Origin of the sequence: Streptomyces sediminimaris, assembly GCF_047049295.1 — a bacterium.
In the GTDB taxonomy this organism is placed as follows: Bacteria; Actinomycetota; Actinomycetes; order Streptomycetales; family Streptomycetaceae; genus Streptomyces; species Streptomyces sediminimaris.
Window position 1 is genome coordinate 1,565,697 of the sequence record NZ_JBJWOT010000001.1, and the last position, 15,965, is coordinate 1,581,661.

Consider the following 15,965-nt stretch of genomic DNA (forward strand, 5'->3'; position numbering starts at 1 on the left):
GCGGGCCCCTGGCACATACGCGTGCCTGCGCCGTCCTGCGCCTCGCTGCCTGCGGGTGCTACGCCTCGTCCCGGCGCAGCGACGGCTTCAGCTCCTTGAACCGGCCCAGCAGGCCGTTGACGAACGCGGGCGACTCGTCCGTGGAGAACTCCTTCGCCAGCTGCACCATCTCGTCCAGCACGACCGCGTCCGGGGTCTCGTCGGCCCAGATCAGCTCGTAGGCACCGAGCCGCAGCACGTTGCGGTCCACCACCGGCATCCGGTCGAGCGTCCAGCCCACCGAGTACTGCGCGATCAGCTCGTCGATGCGCTTCGCGTGCTTCGCGTAGCCCTCGACGAGCTGCATCGTGTACTCGCTCACGGGCGGCTGCCGGGTGTCGTCCCGGGACAGCCGGATCCAGTCCGCGAGGACCGTGAGGACGTCGGCGCCGCGCTGGTCGCCCTCGAAGAGGATCTGGAAGGCGCGCTTGCGGGCCGTGTTGCGGGCAGCCACGGTTAGCTGTTCACCCGGCCGAGGTAGTCGCTCGTACGGGTGTCGACCTTGATCTTCTCGCCGGTGGTGATGAAGAGCGGCACCTGGATCTGGTGGCCGGTCTCCAGGGTGGCGGGCTTGGTGCCGCCGGTGGAGCGGTCGCCCTGGACGCCCGGCTCGGTCTCCTGGACGACCAGCTCGACGGCGGCCGGCAGCTCGACGAAGAGCACCTCGCCCTCGTGCTGCGCGACGGTGGCCGTGAAACCCTCGACCAGGAAGTTGGCGGCGTCGGCGACCGTCTTGCGGTCGACCATCAGCTGGTCGTACGTCTCCATGTCCATGAAGACGAAGTACTCGCCGTCCATGTACGAGAACTGCATGTCGCGCTTGTCGACAGTGGCCGTCTCGACCTTGACGCCGGCGTTGAAGGTCTTGTCGACGACCTTGCCGGAGAGCACGTTCTTGAGCTTGGTGCGCACGAAGGCGGGGCCCTTGCCGGGCTTGACGTGCTGGAACTCGACGACGGACCAGAGCTGGCCGCCTTCGAGCTTGAGCACCAGGCCGTTCTTGAGGTCGTTCGTGGAAGCCACGGTTGCGGAATCTCCTGGACTGACGTGGACGACCCCGGCGCACGCGCACAGCCGGCAGCTAAAGCGCGAGCAGCTCCTTGGTCGTGATGGTGAGTAGCTCGGGTCCGCCGTCCGCCTCGGGGCGGACGACGAGCGTGTCATCGATCCGGACGCCGCCCCGCCCCGGGAGGTGGACCCCGGGTTCGACGGTGACCGGCACGCAAGCGTCCAGTTTACCCATGGCCGCGGGGGCCAGCTGCGGGTCCTCGTCGATTTCGAGTCCCACACCGTGCCCCGTCGCGGGCGGGAGCCCCTCGCTGTGCCCCCCGGAGCCCAGCACCTGGCGGGCGGCCCGGTCCACGTCGCGGCAGGCGGCGCCGGGCGTCAGCGCCTCCCGGCCGGCGCGCTGAGCGGCGAAGACCAGGTCGTAGAGCTCGATCTGCCAGTCCGCGGGGGACGTGCCGATGACGAAGGTGCGGCCGATCTCGCAGCGGTAGCCGCGGTAGGCGGCGCCCAGGCAGACGGAGAGGAAGTCGCCCTCCTCGACCCGTCGGTCGGTGGGCCGGTGGCCGCGCCGGCCGGCGTTGGGCCCGGTGGCGACGGAGGTCGTGAAGGCGGGGCCGTCGGCGCCGTGGTCGACGAGGCGCCGCTCCAGTTCGAGGGCGAGGTGCCGTTCGGTCCGGCCGACCAGGATGGACTCCAGCAGTTCGCCGAGGGCCTGGTCGGTGATCTCCGCGCCGATGCGCAGGCAGGAGATCTCCTCCTCGTCCTTGACCACCCTGAGCTGTTCGACCGATGCCGCGAGATCGGTCAGGCGCAGCCGCGGGACGACCGAGCGGATGGCGCGGTGGCGGGCCACGGTGAGGTGGTGCTCCTCCACGGCCAGCGAGTCGGCGCCCTGCGCCCCGGCGAGGTCCGCGGCGGCGACCGCGGGGTCGCCGGGGCCGGCGAGGACATGCAGGCGCAGGGTGTCGTCGGGGCGGTCCTCGGCGGGGTGGACGTCCCGCGGGCCCGTGCAGACGAGGAGGTCCTCGGTACGACCGAGGAGGAGGACGGCGCCGTGCGGGGTGGCGCCGGCGAGGTAGCGGACGTTGGCGGGGCGGGAGACGATCGCTGCCGCGTGGCCGGCCGCGTTGCACTGCTCCCTCAGCCGGGTTCGGCGGATTGCGCACATCTCTGACATGAGACGAGCGTAGGAGCCGTGGGTGATTTGTGCCGGTTCAGGGAGTGCCGATCGGGCTAGCGGGTTGCCGCGTCCCGTCGAGTGCCGGGTACGGCGCGGCGGGAAGCGTCACGCGGTTCCCCGCGCCCCTCACGGCGCTCCGGCGCACGTCCGCTACCAGCTCGGGGGACTCGCGATCGATCTCGCCAGTACGTCGTCCAGGACGCGGGCCGTCGCCGGCACGTCCAGCTGGGAGTTGTCGATGATCGGCAGGCCGGAGCCGTACCACCCCGCCATGCGGCCGTGGATGCGGGCGACCTCCTCGTCGGTGAGGCGGCGGTTGCCGGAACGCTCCGCGTTGCGCTCCAGCACGATCTCCAGGCCGGGCAGCAGGACGACCGGCAGCAGGCCGGGGCCCACATGGCGCTTCCAGCCGCCGAGTCCGACGACCGGGCGGTCGGGGAAGACGGCGTCGTCGAGGATGCAGGAGATGCCGTTGGCCAGGAAGTTGCGGGCGGCGAAGCCGCAGGTGCGGCGGGCGAGGCGGTACTGCGCCTCCGAGTTGTCGTTCCACCCCGACTGCGGGTCGGCGAAGCCGGAGCGCACCCATTCGCGTACGTCGTCGAGGCTGATGTGGGCGGTGGGGACGCGGCGGTGGTCGGCCCAGTACTTGGCGACACTGGTCTTGCCCGCGCCCGCGGGGCCGATGAGCAGCACCGCGAGGGTCGTGCCCGCCGGGTCGGGGACGGCGGTGGTCTGCGGCGCGCTGGGCATGGCGACCGGGCCGCCCGGCGGCAGCGGGACATGGCCGGTGGTGTCCGGGGGCGGCGGTGCCGGGGCGTGCCGCGGCGGGGCCGGCACCGCGGGCGCCTGGGGGTGGCCCGGGGCCGGGGGCGGCGGGGGCGCGGGAGCCGCCGGGCCCCGGTGCGGGTCCGCCTGATGCGGACCCGGGTGGTGCGCGGCCGGCGACCAGCCGGCGGCCGGTCCGTGCCCCGGCTGGTGGGGCGGCGGCAGCGGAGAACCCACTGCGTGCTGCATCCGGTGCCACTCCGTCTCGTTCTCAATGGGCTCGGTGTCGCCGCGGGCGATCGGCGCCGTCAGCGCGGCGCGAGTCCCGCTCCCTACCGAACGGTACCTTCCCCGGCCGCCGTTTGGTGAACGGCCCGGGAGGGCCCGAAGTGCCCACGTCCACAAGGCGGATCGGACGAGCGCCGCCCCGGCGGACCTACTCCCCCACCTCGCCGTACGCGGCGAGCAGCACGGCCGGGTCGGGGCCCTCCAGGACGGTCGGCTTGGCCAGGCCGTCCAGGACGATGAAGCGCAGCAGGTCGCCACGGGACTTCTTGTCGACCCTCATCGTCTCCAGCAGCCTGGGCCACTGGTCGTGGCGGTAGTGCAGCGGCAGCCCGACCGACTCCAGGACGCTGCGGTGCCGGTCGGCGGTCGCGTCGTCCAAGCGGCCCGCCAGACGGCCGAGTTCGGCCGCGAAGTGCATGCCGACCGCGACGGCGGCGCCGTGCCGCCACGTGTAGCGCTCGTTCTTCTCGATCGCGTGCCCGAGCGTGTGACCGTAGTTGAGGATCTCCCGGAGCCCCGATTCCTTCAGGTCCGAGGAGACGACCTCGGCCTTGACCCGGATCGAGCGCTCGATGAGTTCGGCCGTGTGCGGGCCGGCCGGAGTGCGCGCGGCCTGCGGATCGGCCTCGATGAGCTCCAGGATCACCGGGTCGGCGATGAAGCCGGCCTTGATGATCTCGGCGAGCCCGGAGACGTAGTCGTTGACCGGGAGGGAGTCCAGCGCGGCCAGGTCGCACAGCACGCCGGCGGGCGGGTGGAAGGCGCCCACCAGGTTCTTGCCCTCGGCGGTGTTGATGCCGGTCTTGCCGCCGACAGCTGCGTCCACCATCGCCAGCACGGTGGTCGGAACGGCGATCCAGCGCACCCCGCGCAGCCAGGTCGCCGCGACGAAACCGGCGAGGTCCGTGGTGGCGCCGCCCCCGACACCGACGATGACGTCAGTGCGGGTGAAGCCGGACTGGCCCAGCGCCTTCCAGCAGTAGGCGGCGACCTCGGCGGTCTTGGCCTCCTCCGCGTTCGGCACCTGGATGGCCACCGCCTCGTACCCCTGCGCGGCGAGATCGGCGCGCAGGGCGTCCCCGGTCTCCGCCAGCGCCTCGGGGTGGATCACCGCGACCCGCTTGGCCCGCTCCCCCACCAGACCGGCCAGTTCGCCCAGGAGCTGACGGCCCACCAGAACCTCGTACGGGTCGCTGCCCGCGCTCCCGCCGACCTGGACGCGGGTGACTGCCTCGCTCATGTTTCCTTCAACTCCACTGCGTCCAGCACGGTTTGGGTGACCTCTTCGGGGGTGCGGCCGTCGGTGGCCACGACCGCCGTGGCGACCTGCTCGTACAGCGAACGCCGGGCCTCCATCAGCTCGCGCCACTGCTTGCGCGGGTTGACCGCGAGCAGCGGGCGGGCGGCGTTCAGGCCGGTGCGGCGGACCGCCTCCTCGACGTCCATCGAGAGGTAGACGACCCGGTGTCCGGCGAGCAGCGCCCGGGTGTCCGCGTCCAGGATCGCGCCGCCGCCCAGCGCCAGCACGCCGTCGTGCTCGGCCAGCGCCCGCCGCACCGCCTGCTTCTCGATCGCCCGGAAGGCCGCCTCGCCCTCGTCGAGGAAGATGTCCGCGATCGTGCGGCCCTGCCCGGCCACGATGTCGTCGTCGGTGTCCCGGTAGCCGACACCGAGCCGCCCGGCCAGCAGCTGCCCGACCGTCGACTTCCCCACGCCCATCGGCCCGACGAGGACCACCCGCGCAGCGCTCATCGGATGGCCAGGTTCTCGAGGTAGGAGCGCACGTTGCGGCGGGTCTCGGCGACCGAGTCGCCGCCGAACTTCTCCGCCACCGCGTCCGCCAGGACCAGCGCCACCATCGCCTCGGCCACGATGCCGGCCGCCGGCACCGCGGACACGTCGGAGCGCTGGTGGTGCGCCTGCGTGGCCTCGCCGGTGGTCACGTCCACCGTCCGAAGGGCCCGCGGCACGGTCGCGATCGGCTTCATCGCCGCCCGCACCCGCAGCAGCTCGCCCGTGCTCAGCCCGCCCTCCGTACCGCCGGAACGCCCCGACACCCGCCGGATGCCCTCCGGCGTGTTCACGATCTCGTCGTGCGCCTGCGAACCCGGCACCCTCGCCAGCTCGAACCCGTCACCGACCTCGACGCCCTTGATCGCCTGGATACCCATCAGCGCACCCGCCAGCCGCGCGTCCAGCTTGCGGTCCCAGTGCACGTGCGAGCCCAGACCGACCGGCACGCCGTACGCGAGGACCTCCACCACGCCGCCCAGGGTGTCGCCGTCCTTGTGGGCCTGGTCGACCTCCGCGACCATCGCCTTGGAGGTGTCGGCGTCCAGGCAGCGCAGCGGGTCCGCGTCCAGCCGCTCCACGTCCGCCGGCGTCGGGTACACCCCGGCCGGGGCCTTCACCGCACACAGCTCCACCACATGGCTGACGATCTCGATGCCGGCCGTCTCCTTCAGATACGACCGCGCCACCGCGCCCAGCGCCACCCGGGCCGCCGTCTCCCGCGCCGAGGCCCGCTCCAGCACCGGCCGCGCCTCGTCGAAGCCGTACTTCTGCATGCCCGCCAGATCCGCGTGCCCCGGACGCGGGCGGGTCAGCGGGGCGTTGCGGGCCAGACCGGCGAGGATCTCCGCATCGACCGGGTCGGCCGCCATGACCTGCTCCCACTTCGGCCACTCGGTGTTGCCCACCATGACCGCGACCGGGGAACCGAGGGTGAGGCCGTGCCGGACACCGCCGAGGAAGGTCACCTCGTCCCGCTCGAACTTCATCCGCGCGCCGCGTCCGTAGCCGAGCCGGCGCCGGGCCAGGTGGTCCGCCACCATCTCCGTCGTGATCGGCACGCCGGCCGGAAGGCCCTCCAGCGTCGCCACGAGTGCGGGACCGTGGGACTCCCCCGCGGTCAGCCAGCGCAACCTGCTCAACGGTGCTCCTCAGTGCTCGCGCCCTGGTACTGCCCTGCGTACGCGCGTCCTCGCGTACGGCGACGGCGTGACCAGGTGCGCGGCCCCGGCCCGCCACCTCCGATCCTCCCACGTCCGGGTCAGGGCTCCGATCCCCGTCCGGCAACCGGACAGATCAGCCCGGCTGCGCGGCCGCACGCATCGCGGCGAGCGGGGAGCGCGGGTCACCGGTGAACCGGCGGAACTGGAAGACCGCCTGGTGCACCAGCAGGTCGAGGCCGCTGAGCACCTGCCCGCCCCGCTCCTGCCAGGCCGCGGCGAGCGGCGTGGGCCAGGGGTCGTAGAGCACGTCGAAGAGGGTGCCGACCTGGGCGGGCAGCCGCCCCGCCAGCGCGTCGGTGCCGCCGGCCGGCGTCGTGGAGATCACCAGCGGCGCGTCGAAGGCCCGTACGGCATCGGCCCAGTCGGCCGGGCGGACCTGTACGCCGAGCCGCTCGCCCCACCGCCGCATCTCGTCCGCGCGCCGCTCGCTGCGCACGTACACGGTGACCTCGCCGGTGCAGACGCGGGCGAGTGCCGCGAGCGCGGACGAGGCGGTGGCCCCCGCCCCCAGGACCGCCGCCGACTCGGTCTTCTCCACGCCGCGCTCGTGCAGCGCGGCCACCAGTCCGGGGATGTCGGTGTTGTCGCCGACCCGGCGACCGTCGGGCCGGAACACCACGGTGTTGACCGCCTCGACCGAGGACGCCGTGTCGGTGATCTCGTCGAGCAGCGGGATCACCGCCCGCTTCAGCGGCATGGTCAGGGACAGCCCCGCCCACTCGGGCCCGAGCGTGCCGAGGAACCCGGGCAGCGCCGCCTCGTCGATCTCGAACCTGTCGTACGACCATCCCTCCAGGCCGAGCGCCCGGTATCCCGCGGTGTGCAGGCGAGGCGACAGGGAGTGGGCGATGGGCGAGCCGAGCACGGCCGCCCGCCGGGTCGTCGTCATCGGTTCAGTTTCCTCGGATCAGCGGCATCAGTTCTTCTTCCTCGACGCGTTGAACTGCTGGACCAGCTTGTTGTGCTCCGCGAGCGTCTTGGTGAACTTGCTGGTCTTGCCGTCCAACGAGATGAAGTAGTACCAGCCGTCGTGCGTCGGGTCGAGCGAGCCCTTGATCGCCTCGGCGCCGGGGTTGTCGATCGGCCCGGGCGGCAGGCCCTTGATGTAGTACGTGTTGTACGGGTTGTTGTACTTGCGCAGCTCGGCGATGCTCAGGTCGATCTTGCTCTGGTTCTTCACGTAGTTGTACGTGGAGTCGAACTCGAGCGAGCCGTAGGTCTCGGGGTTGCCGGGCTTGAGGCGGTTGTAGACGACCTCGGCCATCTTGCGGAAGTCGTCGTGGCTGGTGCCCTCCGCCTGGACCAGGCTCGCCACGGTGAGCAGCTGCCACGGGCCGGAGAGGCCGAGGCTCTTCGCCTTCTTCTCCAGGCCGAGTTTCGCGTAGGTGTCGTTGGCCCGGGAGACCATGTCCTTCAGCACGGCCTCGGGCTTCTGCCCCTTGGAGACGGCGTAACTGGAGGGGTAGAGGAATCCTTCCAGCGGATCCTTGAGGTTCGGGTGGTTCAGCGCCCAGGCGGGCAGGCCGAGCTTCTTGTAGTCCTTCTCGGCCGTCTTCGCCGTGGTGCCGTCGGCGACTCCGAGGCGTTTGTCGATCAGTGAGTAGACCGCCGTGTTGCGCGAGCCCTCGGCGATGATCAGGTTGCTGCGGCTCTTCGGGCTGAGCATGAGTTCGACCGCGCTCGCGGCCGACATCTGCTTGTGCAGCGTGTAGACGCCGTCCTGGATCTTCTTGCCGTCGGGGTTCGACTGCTGCGCGGAGACGAAGGCGTCGACGCTCTTGACGACGCCCGCCTCCTTGAGCTTCTGGCCGATCACATAGCCGCCGGCCCCCTTGGGGATGACGACCGTGACCTGCTCGCCGTTGCCGTCACCCGCGTAGTCGGGCGCCGGGCCGAAACGATCCTGGTAGAACTGGTAGCCGAAGTAGCCGACGCCGCCGACAGCGCCCGCGAAGATCGCCACCAGCACGAGACAGGCGCAGCCGCTGCGGCGCTTCTTCGGTTTCCTGCCGCCGCGGCCCTTGCGGCCGCCCGGCGCGTCCTCGTCCTCGTCGTCGTCCTCGCCGTCCGCGAAGAAGGCGTGTTCTCCCTGGTCGGGGCCTGGGTCCCAGTCGGTGGGCGGTTCGGGTTCGGCCTGCCTGCGGGCCGGGGGCACGGGCGGGGGATAGGCGTCGGGCGTGCCGTAGGGGTCGGGCTGCTCGCCACCGTAGGAGGCGGTCTGCCGGCCGTAGGGGTCGGCCGGGTCGGTGTACTGGACGTGCGGGCCGGTGCCCCAGCCACCCTGGTCGTAGGTCTGCTGCCCCTGGTACTGCTGCTGCCCCTGGTACTGCTGCTGGTCCCGGTGGTACTGCTGCTGGCCGTGATCCGCGTAGTACTGCTGGTCGTAGCCCTGGTAGTGCTGCTGCCCCTGGCCGTACGCGGACTGGCCGCCCTCGCTCCAGTCACCGTAGTGCTGCTGCTGCGGCTGCTGCTGCGGATAGTGCTGCGGCCGGCCGCCGTAGGGGGACTGCGGGTCCGTCTGGGCCCGCTGTCCTCCCCATCCGTCGTCCCCGTAGAGCGGGTCCTCCGGATTCCACGGTTCGGAGCCTTGGCCCCGGCCATACTCAGTCATCGATCCCCTAGAGCCGCGAGGCGGCGGTTACGCGGCTTGTGGCCGGGCAGCCGTCCCGCCTCTTGCTGTGCAGCCGCTGTTCGAACAGCGGCGCAATCGCGCGGAACGTTACCGTATCGCGATCAGATGACCACTTCGACGCCCTCGCCGGGTGCTTTACCTGACACCCGTTCGGATTCGAGCGCCTGCTGGAGGATGATCACTGCGGCGGCCTGGTCGATGACCGAGCGGCCCTTCTTCGACTTCACGCCCGAGGCCCGCAGCCCCTGGCTCGCCGTCACCGTCGTCATGCGCTCGTCGACGAGCCGCACCGGGACGGGGGCGATGCCCCTGGCCAGCTCCTGGGCGAAGCCGCGTACCTTGACCGCGGCCGGTCCCTCGCCCCCCTTGAGCGAGCGAGGGAGGCCGACGACGACCTCGATCGGCTCGTACTCCTCGACGAGCTGCTTCAGCCGCCGGTGAGCTGCGGGAACGTCCCGCCCGGGCACCGTCTCCACCGGCGTGGCGAGGATCCCGTCGGGGTCGCACGAGGCGACCCCGATCCGGGCGTCCCCGACGTCGATCGCGAGCCGGCGGCCTGTGCGCATGGTCACTTCGCGGTGTCCGCCACGAGCCGCTCGACGGCGTCCACGGCCTCGCCGACCGCGGCCGGGTTCTGGCCGCCGCCCTGGGCGACGTCCGGCTTGCCGCCACCGCCGCCGCCGAGCGTCTTGGCGGCCGCGCGCACCAGGTCACCGGCCTTCAGACCGCGCTCGCGGGCGGCCTCGTTGGTGGCGATGACCGTCAGCGGCTTGCCGTTGCCGACGGTGAAGAGGGCCACCACGGCGGCCCGTCCGCCCTGGATGCGGCCGCGCACGTCGAGGACCAGCCTGCGCAGGTCGTCGGCGGTGGTGCCGTCCGGGACCCGGCCGGTGACGACGGCGATGCCGCGGACGTCCTTGGCCGACTCGACGAGACCGGCGGCGGCCTGGAGCACCTTCTCCGCGCGGAACTTCTCGATCTCCTTCTCGGCGTCCTTCAGCTTGCCGAGCATCGAGGAGACCTTCTCCGGCAGCTCCTCCGGGCGGCCCTTGAGCAGCTCGGTCAGCTGGTTGACGACCGTGTGCTCCCGGGCGAGGAAGGAGTAGGCGTCCACACCGACGAGGGCCTCGATACGGCGGACACCCGAGCCGATGGAGGACTCGCCGAGCAGCTTGACCAGGCCGAGCTGGGCGGTGTTGTGCACGTGCGTGCCGCCGCACAGCTCCTTGGAGAAGTCGCCGATGGTCACCACGCGGACGCGGTCGCCGTACTTCTCGCCGAACTCGGCGATGGCGCCCTGCTTCTTCGCCTCGTCGATGCCCATGATGTCGGCACGGACGTCGAGGTCGCGGGCGAGCACCTCGTTGATCTTCTGCTCGACGTCGGTCATCACGGCCGTGGGAACGGCGGACGGCGAACCGAAGTCGAAGCGGAAGCGGCCGGGCTGGTTCTCGGAACCGGCCTGGGCGGCCGTCGGGCCGAGGGCGTCGCGCAGCGCCTGGTGGGTCAGGTGCGTGGCGGAGTGGGCGCGGGCGATGGCCTTGCGGCGGCGGCCGTCGATGGCGGCGTGGGCCTTGGCGCCGACGGTGACCTCGCCGACCTGGACGACGCCCTTGTGGACGTAGACGCCCGGAACCGGCTTCTGGCAGTCGCGGACCTCGATGACGGCACCGGAGTCGGCCCTGATCCGGCCGGTGTCGCCGATCTGGCCGCCGCCCTCGGCGTAGAACGGGGTGCGGTCGAGCACGATCTCGACCTCGTCGCCCTCGGTGGCGGCCGGGGACGAGGCGCCGTCGACGAGGATGCCGACGATGGTGGACTCGCCCTCGGTCTCGCCGTAGCCGATGAAGTCGGTCTCGCCGACCTTGTCGGCGATCTCGCGGTAGGCGCCCGCGCCGGCGTGGCCGGTCTTCTTGGCCTGGGCGTCGGCCTTGGCCCGCTCCCGCTGCTCCTTCATCAGGCGCCGGAAGCCGTCCTCGTCCACCGACAGGCCCTGCTCGGCGGCCATCTCGAGGGTGAGGTCGATCGGGAAGCCCCAGGTGTCGTGGAGCAGGAACGCCTTGTCGCCGGGCAGGACCGTGGAACCGGCGGCCCTGGTCTCGGTGACGGCGGTGTCGAGGATGTTGGTGCCGGCCTTCAGCGTCTTGAGGAAGGCGTTCTCCTCGGCGACGGCGACCTTCTCGATGCGCTCGCGGTCGGTGATCAGCTCGGGGTACTGCTGTCCCATCATCCCGATCACGGTGTCGATGAGGTCCAGGACGACCGGGCCGGTGGCGCCGAGCAGGCGCATGTTGCGGATGGCGCGGCGCATGATGCGGCGCAGGACGTAGCCGCGGCCCTCGTTGCCGGGGGTGACGCCGTCGCCGATGAGCATCACGGACGTGCGCATGTGATCGGTGACCACGCGCAGCGAGACGTCGGAGGCGTGGGCGGCGCCGTAGTGGACGCCGGTCAGCCCGGTGGCCTTCCTGATGACGGCCATGGAGGTGTCGATCTCGTACATGTTCTGCACGCCCTGCAGAACCATGGCGAGGCGCTCCAGGCCCAGGCCCGTGTCGATGTTCTTGCTCGGCAGGTCTCCGAGGATCTCGAAGTTCTCCTTGCCGGTGCCCTCGCCGCGCTCGTACTGCATGAAGACGAGGTTCCAGAGCTCCACGTACCGCTCGTCGTTGACGGCGGGGCCGCCCTCGGCGCCGAACTCGGGGCCGCGGTCGTAGTTGATCTCGGAGCACGGGCCGCAGGGGCCGGGGACACCCATGGACCAGAAGTTGTCCTTCATGCCCAGGCGCTGGATGCGCTCCATGGGCACACCGACGACCTCGTGCCAGATGCGCTCGGCCTCGTCGTCGTCCTGGTAGACGGTGATCCAGAGCTTCTCCGGCTCCAGGCCGTAACCGCCCTTGTCCTGGGGGCTCGTGAGCAGCTCCCAGGCGAGCTTGATGGCGCCTTCCTTGAAGTAGTCGCCGAAGGAGAAGTTGCCGCACATCTGGAAGAACGTGCCGTGCCGCGTGGTCTTGCCGACCTCTTCGATGTCGGGCGTGCGCACGCACTTCTGCACGCTGGTGGCGCGGTCGAACGGCGGCTTGACCTCACCCAGGAAGTACGGCTTGAAGGGCACCATGCCGGCCGGCACGAGGAGCAGAGTCGGGTCGTCCGCGATGAGCGACGCCGAAGGGACGACGGTGTGCCCGCGCTCCTCGAAGAAGCTCAGCCAGCGGCGGCGGATCTCGGCCGACTCCATCAGTGGTCCTCATTCCGGTTGTACGAGTACGTCCGGTACGCCGAGCCCTCGACGTACTTCGGTGTGCTGCGGTTCTCGATGGCGGCGTGCCGCCGGGGCGCGGGGAGCTCGGGGGCCGCGTTGATGCCGAGGGCCTCGCCCAGCTCCTCCTCGCGCCGCGCCATGTTGTCGCGCACGTCCAGCGCGAAGCCGACCGCCCGGTCCTTGATCCGGTGGCCCGCGTCGATCGCCCTGCCGGCGGCGGCCGCGGCGAGGTTCTCGGGCGTCAGCTGCTTCAGCTTGCGGTTGACCTTGGTGGTGGCCCATACACCGGCGGCGACGCCGGTGCCGAACCAGAAGGTACGGCGGAACATCGGTGGCTCAGTCCTTCTTTCCCTGGTTGTTCCGCCTGTTGCGCCTCTCCCGCCGGGCGGCCGGGACGGTGCGGCCGACGACCACGGTCCGGCCCGGCGTCCCGGCGGGCGCGCCTTCCCTGCGGGTGCCCAGGGCGCGGCGGACGCCGTAGCCGAAGGCCGCGACCTTCACCAGCGGGCCGCCGAAGGTGGAGGCGACGGTGGTGGACAGCGCCGACGCGTTCGACGTGACCTCCTGGACGTCGGTGGCGATGGCGTCGACCCGCTCGATCTGGGTCTGCGCCGAGCGCACCGCGGTGGACGCGTCGGACAGCAGCGGCACGGCCTGGTCGGTCACCTCCGCGACCAGCTTGGTGGTCGCCCTGAGCGTCTGGGCCAGCCTCGCCAGTGCCACGGCGAGGAAGGAGACCAGGATCGCCCAGAAGACGGCCACCAGGATCCCGGCCACCTCTCCACCGGACACCTCGCGCACCCGCTCCCTGAAACGTGCCTGAACATCGAAAAGCAATGGACCGAGCCTATCGCGCCAGGGGCGCGGCTCCGCACCGGATTACCGTCCCGCGCCGCGGGGTCGCGCGAAGCGATTGTACGGAGTGATTACAGTTCAGTACGCTCCGTATCCCATGCGGGATCATCGACGGAGCGACGGACTCATGGACGGCAACTTACCCCTGGAGCTCAACGCGTTCGTCGGGCGCTCGGCCGAACTCGCCGCACTGGCGCGGCTGCTCGGCGCCGCGCGGCTGGTGACGGTGACGGGGGCGGGCGGTGTCGGCAAGTCGCGGCTCGCGGCGCGGGCGGCCGCGCGGTGCGCCCCGTGCGACGGCGTCCGGCGGGTGGAGCTGGCGCCGGTGCGGGACGCGGAGTTCGTCGACTACGCCGTCGTGGAGGCGCTGGGGCTGACCGACCACACCACCCGGGCGCCGCGCGAGACCCTGCTGGCGCATCTCGCCGAGCGCCGGCTGCTGCTGGTGCTGGACGGCTTCGAGCACCTGGTCACGTCGTGCGCCGAGCTGGTGGGCGACCTGCTGCGGCGGCTGCCCGGGCTCAGGGTGCTCGCGGTGGGCCGCAGGCCGCTGGCCGTGGCCGGTGAACGGGTGTTCCCGCTGGCCCCCCTGGCTGAGGAGGAGGCGGTCGAACTGCTGCTGAACCGGGCGTCGGAGCAGGGCCCGGCACCGGCGGACGGCCCGGAGGTCCGCGAGGTGTGCCGGCGCCTGGACGGGATCCCGCTGGCGGTCGAGCTGGCCGCCGGGCGGCTGCGCGCCCTGTCCCCCGGACAGCTGCTGGACCGGCTCGACGACCGCTTCCGGCTGCTGACCGGCGGCGGGCGGGACGCGCTGCCCCGCCACCGGACCCTGCGCCTGGCCATCGGCTGGAGCCATGAACTGTGCACGCCCCGCGAGCGGTTGCTGTGGTCGCGGCTGTCGGTGTTCGCCGGGGGGTTCGACCTGGAGGCCGTCGAGTACGTGTGCAGCGGGCACGGTCTGCGGGCCGACGACGTCCTGGACGTGCTCACCGAACTGCTCGCGCAGTCGGTCCTCGCCCGCGAGGAGACGCCGGCCGGCGCGCGCTACCGGATGCTGGACACGGTGCGCGCCTACGGCGCCGAGTGGCTGGAGGCGACGGGCGACGCGGCCCGGCTGCGGCGGCGGCACCGCGACTGGTACCTGGGGCTCGCCACATGGTGCGAGCTCGACTGGTTCTCACCGCGCCAGGCCGAGGTGGCCGCGCGCGCGGAGGCGGAGCTGCCGAATCTGCGCGGCGCGCTGGAGCACTGCCTGGGCGAGCCGGAGGAGGCGCATCTCGGGCAGTACCTCGCGGGCTCGCTGTGGTTCCTCTGGGCGGGCTGCGGACGGCTTTCGGAGGGGCGGCACTGGCTGGAGCAGATGGTGCGGCTGGACACCGGGCACGAGCAGTCCCGGCTGAAGGCACTGTGGGTGCTCGGCTATGTGGCGATCCTGCAGGGCGACACGGTGGGCGCGCTGGGGGCGCTGCAGGAGTGCCGCGAGGAGGCGGAGCGCGCCGGCGACCCGACGGCCGTGGCGTACGCCGAGCACCGCACCGGATGCCTGGCCCTGGTCAGCGACGACATGGAGCGCGCGCAGACGCTGCTGCAGTCGGCGCTGGACCGCTACCGGGAGATCGGCGAGCTCAACAGCAACGTGCTGATGGGCCAGGTCGAGCTGGCGATGACACGCGCCTTCCAGGGCGATCTGCCGGAGGCGGTGCGGCTGTGCGAGGACGTACGGCGGGTGTGCGAGGACCACGGCGAGCGGTGGGCCCGCGGCTACGCGCTCTACGTCCTGGCGTACGCGGCCTGGGCCGGCGGCGACCTGCCGCGGGCGCGTGCCCTGCTGGCCGAATGCCTCACCGGCGCCCACGCCTTCCACGATCTGCTCGGCTCGGTGCTGGCGGTGGAACTGCTGGCCCTGGTCACCGTGGCGCAGGGCGACGCGGCGGAGGCGGCGGTGCTGCAGGGCGCGGCGTCCCGGATGTGGCGGTCGGTGGGCCTGCCGCTGTTCGGCTCGGCGTACTTCAACACCCCGCACGAGCGGTGCGAGGCGGCGGCCCGGGAGCGGCTGGGCGACGAGCGGTACGCGGAGTGCGTGGCGCAGGGGGCGCGGCTGGTGCGGGAGGCGGCGGTGTCCCGTGCGCTGGAGCGGCCGCTGGACGCCGTCCCGGCGCCGCGCGGTCCGGTCCGGCGTGCGGCGACGGCCGGCCCGGACATGCACGAGCCCGCCGCCTCCCGCGCCCGGAAGGGCGGGGAGACGGCGGGCTGAGGTGGTGCCGCCGCCTGCCGGTGATCAGCGGGCGTAGTACTCGACGACGAGCTGCTCGTCGCAGATGACCGGGATCTCCTTGCGGTTCGGCTCACGGTCCAGGCGGAACGCCAGGGCCTTGAGGTTCACCTGGAGGTAGCGCGGGGTCTCGCCCTCGGGGGCGAAGCCGCCCTCACGGGCGATGGAGAAGAGGGTCTTCTCACGGCTGCGCTCACGGACCATCACGACGTCGTCGGGCTTGACGCGGAAGGACGGCTTGTCGACCTTCTGGCCGTTGACCTCGATGTGGCCGTGCACGACCATCTGACGGGCCTGGTAGATGGTGCGGGCGATGCCCGAACGCAGGACCAGGGCGTCGAGGCGGCGCTCGAGCTCGATGATCAGGGCCTCACCGGTCTTGCCCTGGACCTTGGAGGCACGCTCGTAGGCGCGGACGAGCTGGCGCTCGGACACGTCGTACTGCGCGCGCAGACGCTGCTTCTCGAGCAGACGGACCTTGTAGTCCGAGTTCTGCTTGCGGCCGCGGCCGTGCTCACCCGGCGGGTAGGGACGGGCCTCGAAGTACTTGACGGCCTTCGGGGTCAGCGCGATGCCGAGGGCACGCGACTTCTTGACCTTGGGGCGGGACTGGTTCGCCACTGTCTTGGGTCTCTTCTCTCAAGGTT

At 71.9% G+C, this 15,965-nt stretch carries 15 protein-coding genes; 1 reads left to right on the top strand and 14 read right to left on the bottom strand.

Going from position 1 to position 15,965, the window contains the following annotated elements; genetic code table 11:
• Positions 1-58: 58 nt before the first annotated feature.
• The 13 genes from nusB to ACJ9NR_RS07325 form a co-directional block, all read right to left on the bottom strand.
• On the bottom strand, positions 59-493 hold the full coding sequence (gene nusB, locus ACJ9NR_RS07265; RefSeq protein ID WP_412489130.1) for a transcription antitermination factor NusB: 435 nt from the start codon (positions 491-493) through the stop codon (positions 59-61).
• Positions 494-495: 2 nt separating this feature from the next.
• Complete coding sequence (efp, locus tag ACJ9NR_RS07270) at positions 496-1,062, bottom strand: elongation factor P (protein WP_412489129.1); 567 nt, start codon at positions 1,060-1,062, stop codon at positions 496-498.
• A gap of 58 nt (positions 1,063-1,120) precedes the next feature.
• Positions 1,121-2,224, bottom strand: coding sequence for an aminopeptidase P family protein (locus ACJ9NR_RS07275; protein WP_412489128.1), 1,104 nt, complete (start codon positions 2,222-2,224; stop codon positions 1,121-1,123).
• A 153-nt stretch (positions 2,225-2,377) separates the two neighbouring features.
• A complete protein-coding gene (locus ACJ9NR_RS07280; RefSeq protein ID WP_412489127.1) occupies positions 2,378-3,241 on the bottom strand; it encodes a Pro-rich N-terminal domain-containing protein in 864 nt (287 codons plus the stop codon).
• A gap of 187 nt (positions 3,242-3,428) precedes the next feature.
• Positions 3,429-4,520, bottom strand: coding sequence for a 3-dehydroquinate synthase (gene aroB / locus ACJ9NR_RS07285; protein WP_412489126.1), 1,092 nt, complete (start codon positions 4,518-4,520; stop codon positions 3,429-3,431).
• Positions 4,517-5,032, bottom strand: a complete 516-nt coding sequence (locus ACJ9NR_RS07290; RefSeq protein WP_412489125.1) for a shikimate kinase — start codon at positions 5,030-5,032, stop codon at positions 4,517-4,519. Before ACJ9NR_RS07290 ends, aroB begins: the two co-directional genes overlap by 4 nt.
• Positions 5,029-6,213 (bottom strand): chorismate synthase, encoded by a 1,185-nt coding sequence (aroC, locus tag ACJ9NR_RS07295; protein WP_412489124.1) that lies wholly within the window; start codon positions 6,211-6,213, stop codon positions 5,029-5,031. The genes ACJ9NR_RS07290 and aroC overlap by 4 nt, the downstream gene beginning before the upstream one ends.
• 154 nt (positions 6,214-6,367) lie before the next feature.
• Positions 6,368-7,183, bottom strand: a complete 816-nt coding sequence (locus ACJ9NR_RS07300; protein WP_412489123.1) for a shikimate dehydrogenase — start codon at positions 7,181-7,183, stop codon at positions 6,368-6,370.
• A 27-nt stretch (positions 7,184-7,210) separates the two neighbouring features.
• Positions 7,211-8,905 carry an endolytic transglycosylase MltG gene (mltG, locus tag ACJ9NR_RS07305; RefSeq protein ID WP_412489122.1) on the bottom strand — a complete coding sequence of 565 codons (1,695 nt, stop codon included), beginning with the start codon at positions 8,903-8,905 and terminating at the stop codon, positions 7,211-7,213.
• Positions 8,906-9,027: 122 nt separating this feature from the next.
• Positions 9,028-9,492: a Holliday junction resolvase RuvX gene (gene ruvX, locus ACJ9NR_RS07310; protein ID WP_412490496.1), complete on the bottom strand. Its 465-nt coding sequence runs from the start codon at positions 9,490-9,492 to the stop codon at positions 9,028-9,030.
• Between the two features lie 2 nt (positions 9,493-9,494).
• Positions 9,495-12,167 carry an alanine--tRNA ligase gene (alaS, locus tag ACJ9NR_RS07315; protein WP_412489121.1) on the bottom strand — a complete coding sequence of 891 codons (2,673 nt, stop codon included), beginning with the start codon at positions 12,165-12,167 and terminating at the stop codon, positions 9,495-9,497.
• Complete coding sequence (locus ACJ9NR_RS07320) at positions 12,167-12,520, bottom strand: hypothetical protein (RefSeq protein WP_412489120.1); 354 nt, start codon at positions 12,518-12,520, stop codon at positions 12,167-12,169. Before ACJ9NR_RS07320 ends, alaS begins: the two co-directional genes overlap by 1 nt.
• 7 nt (positions 12,521-12,527) lie before the next feature.
• Positions 12,528-12,983 (bottom strand): DUF948 domain-containing protein, encoded by a 456-nt coding sequence (locus ACJ9NR_RS07325; protein WP_412490495.1) that lies wholly within the window; start codon positions 12,981-12,983, stop codon positions 12,528-12,530.
• A 190-nt stretch (positions 12,984-13,173) separates the two neighbouring features.
• Here ACJ9NR_RS07325 and ACJ9NR_RS07330 point away from each other — a divergent pair, with 190 nt between their 5' ends.
• Positions 13,174-15,300, top strand: a complete 2,127-nt coding sequence (locus tag ACJ9NR_RS07330; RefSeq protein ID WP_412489119.1) for an ATP-binding protein — start codon at positions 13,174-13,176, stop codon at positions 15,298-15,300.
• Between the two features lie 24 nt (positions 15,301-15,324).
• On the opposite strand, the gene rpsD is transcribed toward ACJ9NR_RS07330, so the two are convergent.
• Positions 15,325-15,939, bottom strand: coding sequence for a 30S ribosomal protein S4 (gene rpsD, locus ACJ9NR_RS07335; protein WP_062674288.1), 615 nt, complete (start codon positions 15,937-15,939; stop codon positions 15,325-15,327).
• Between the last annotated feature and the right edge of the window lie 26 nt (positions 15,940-15,965).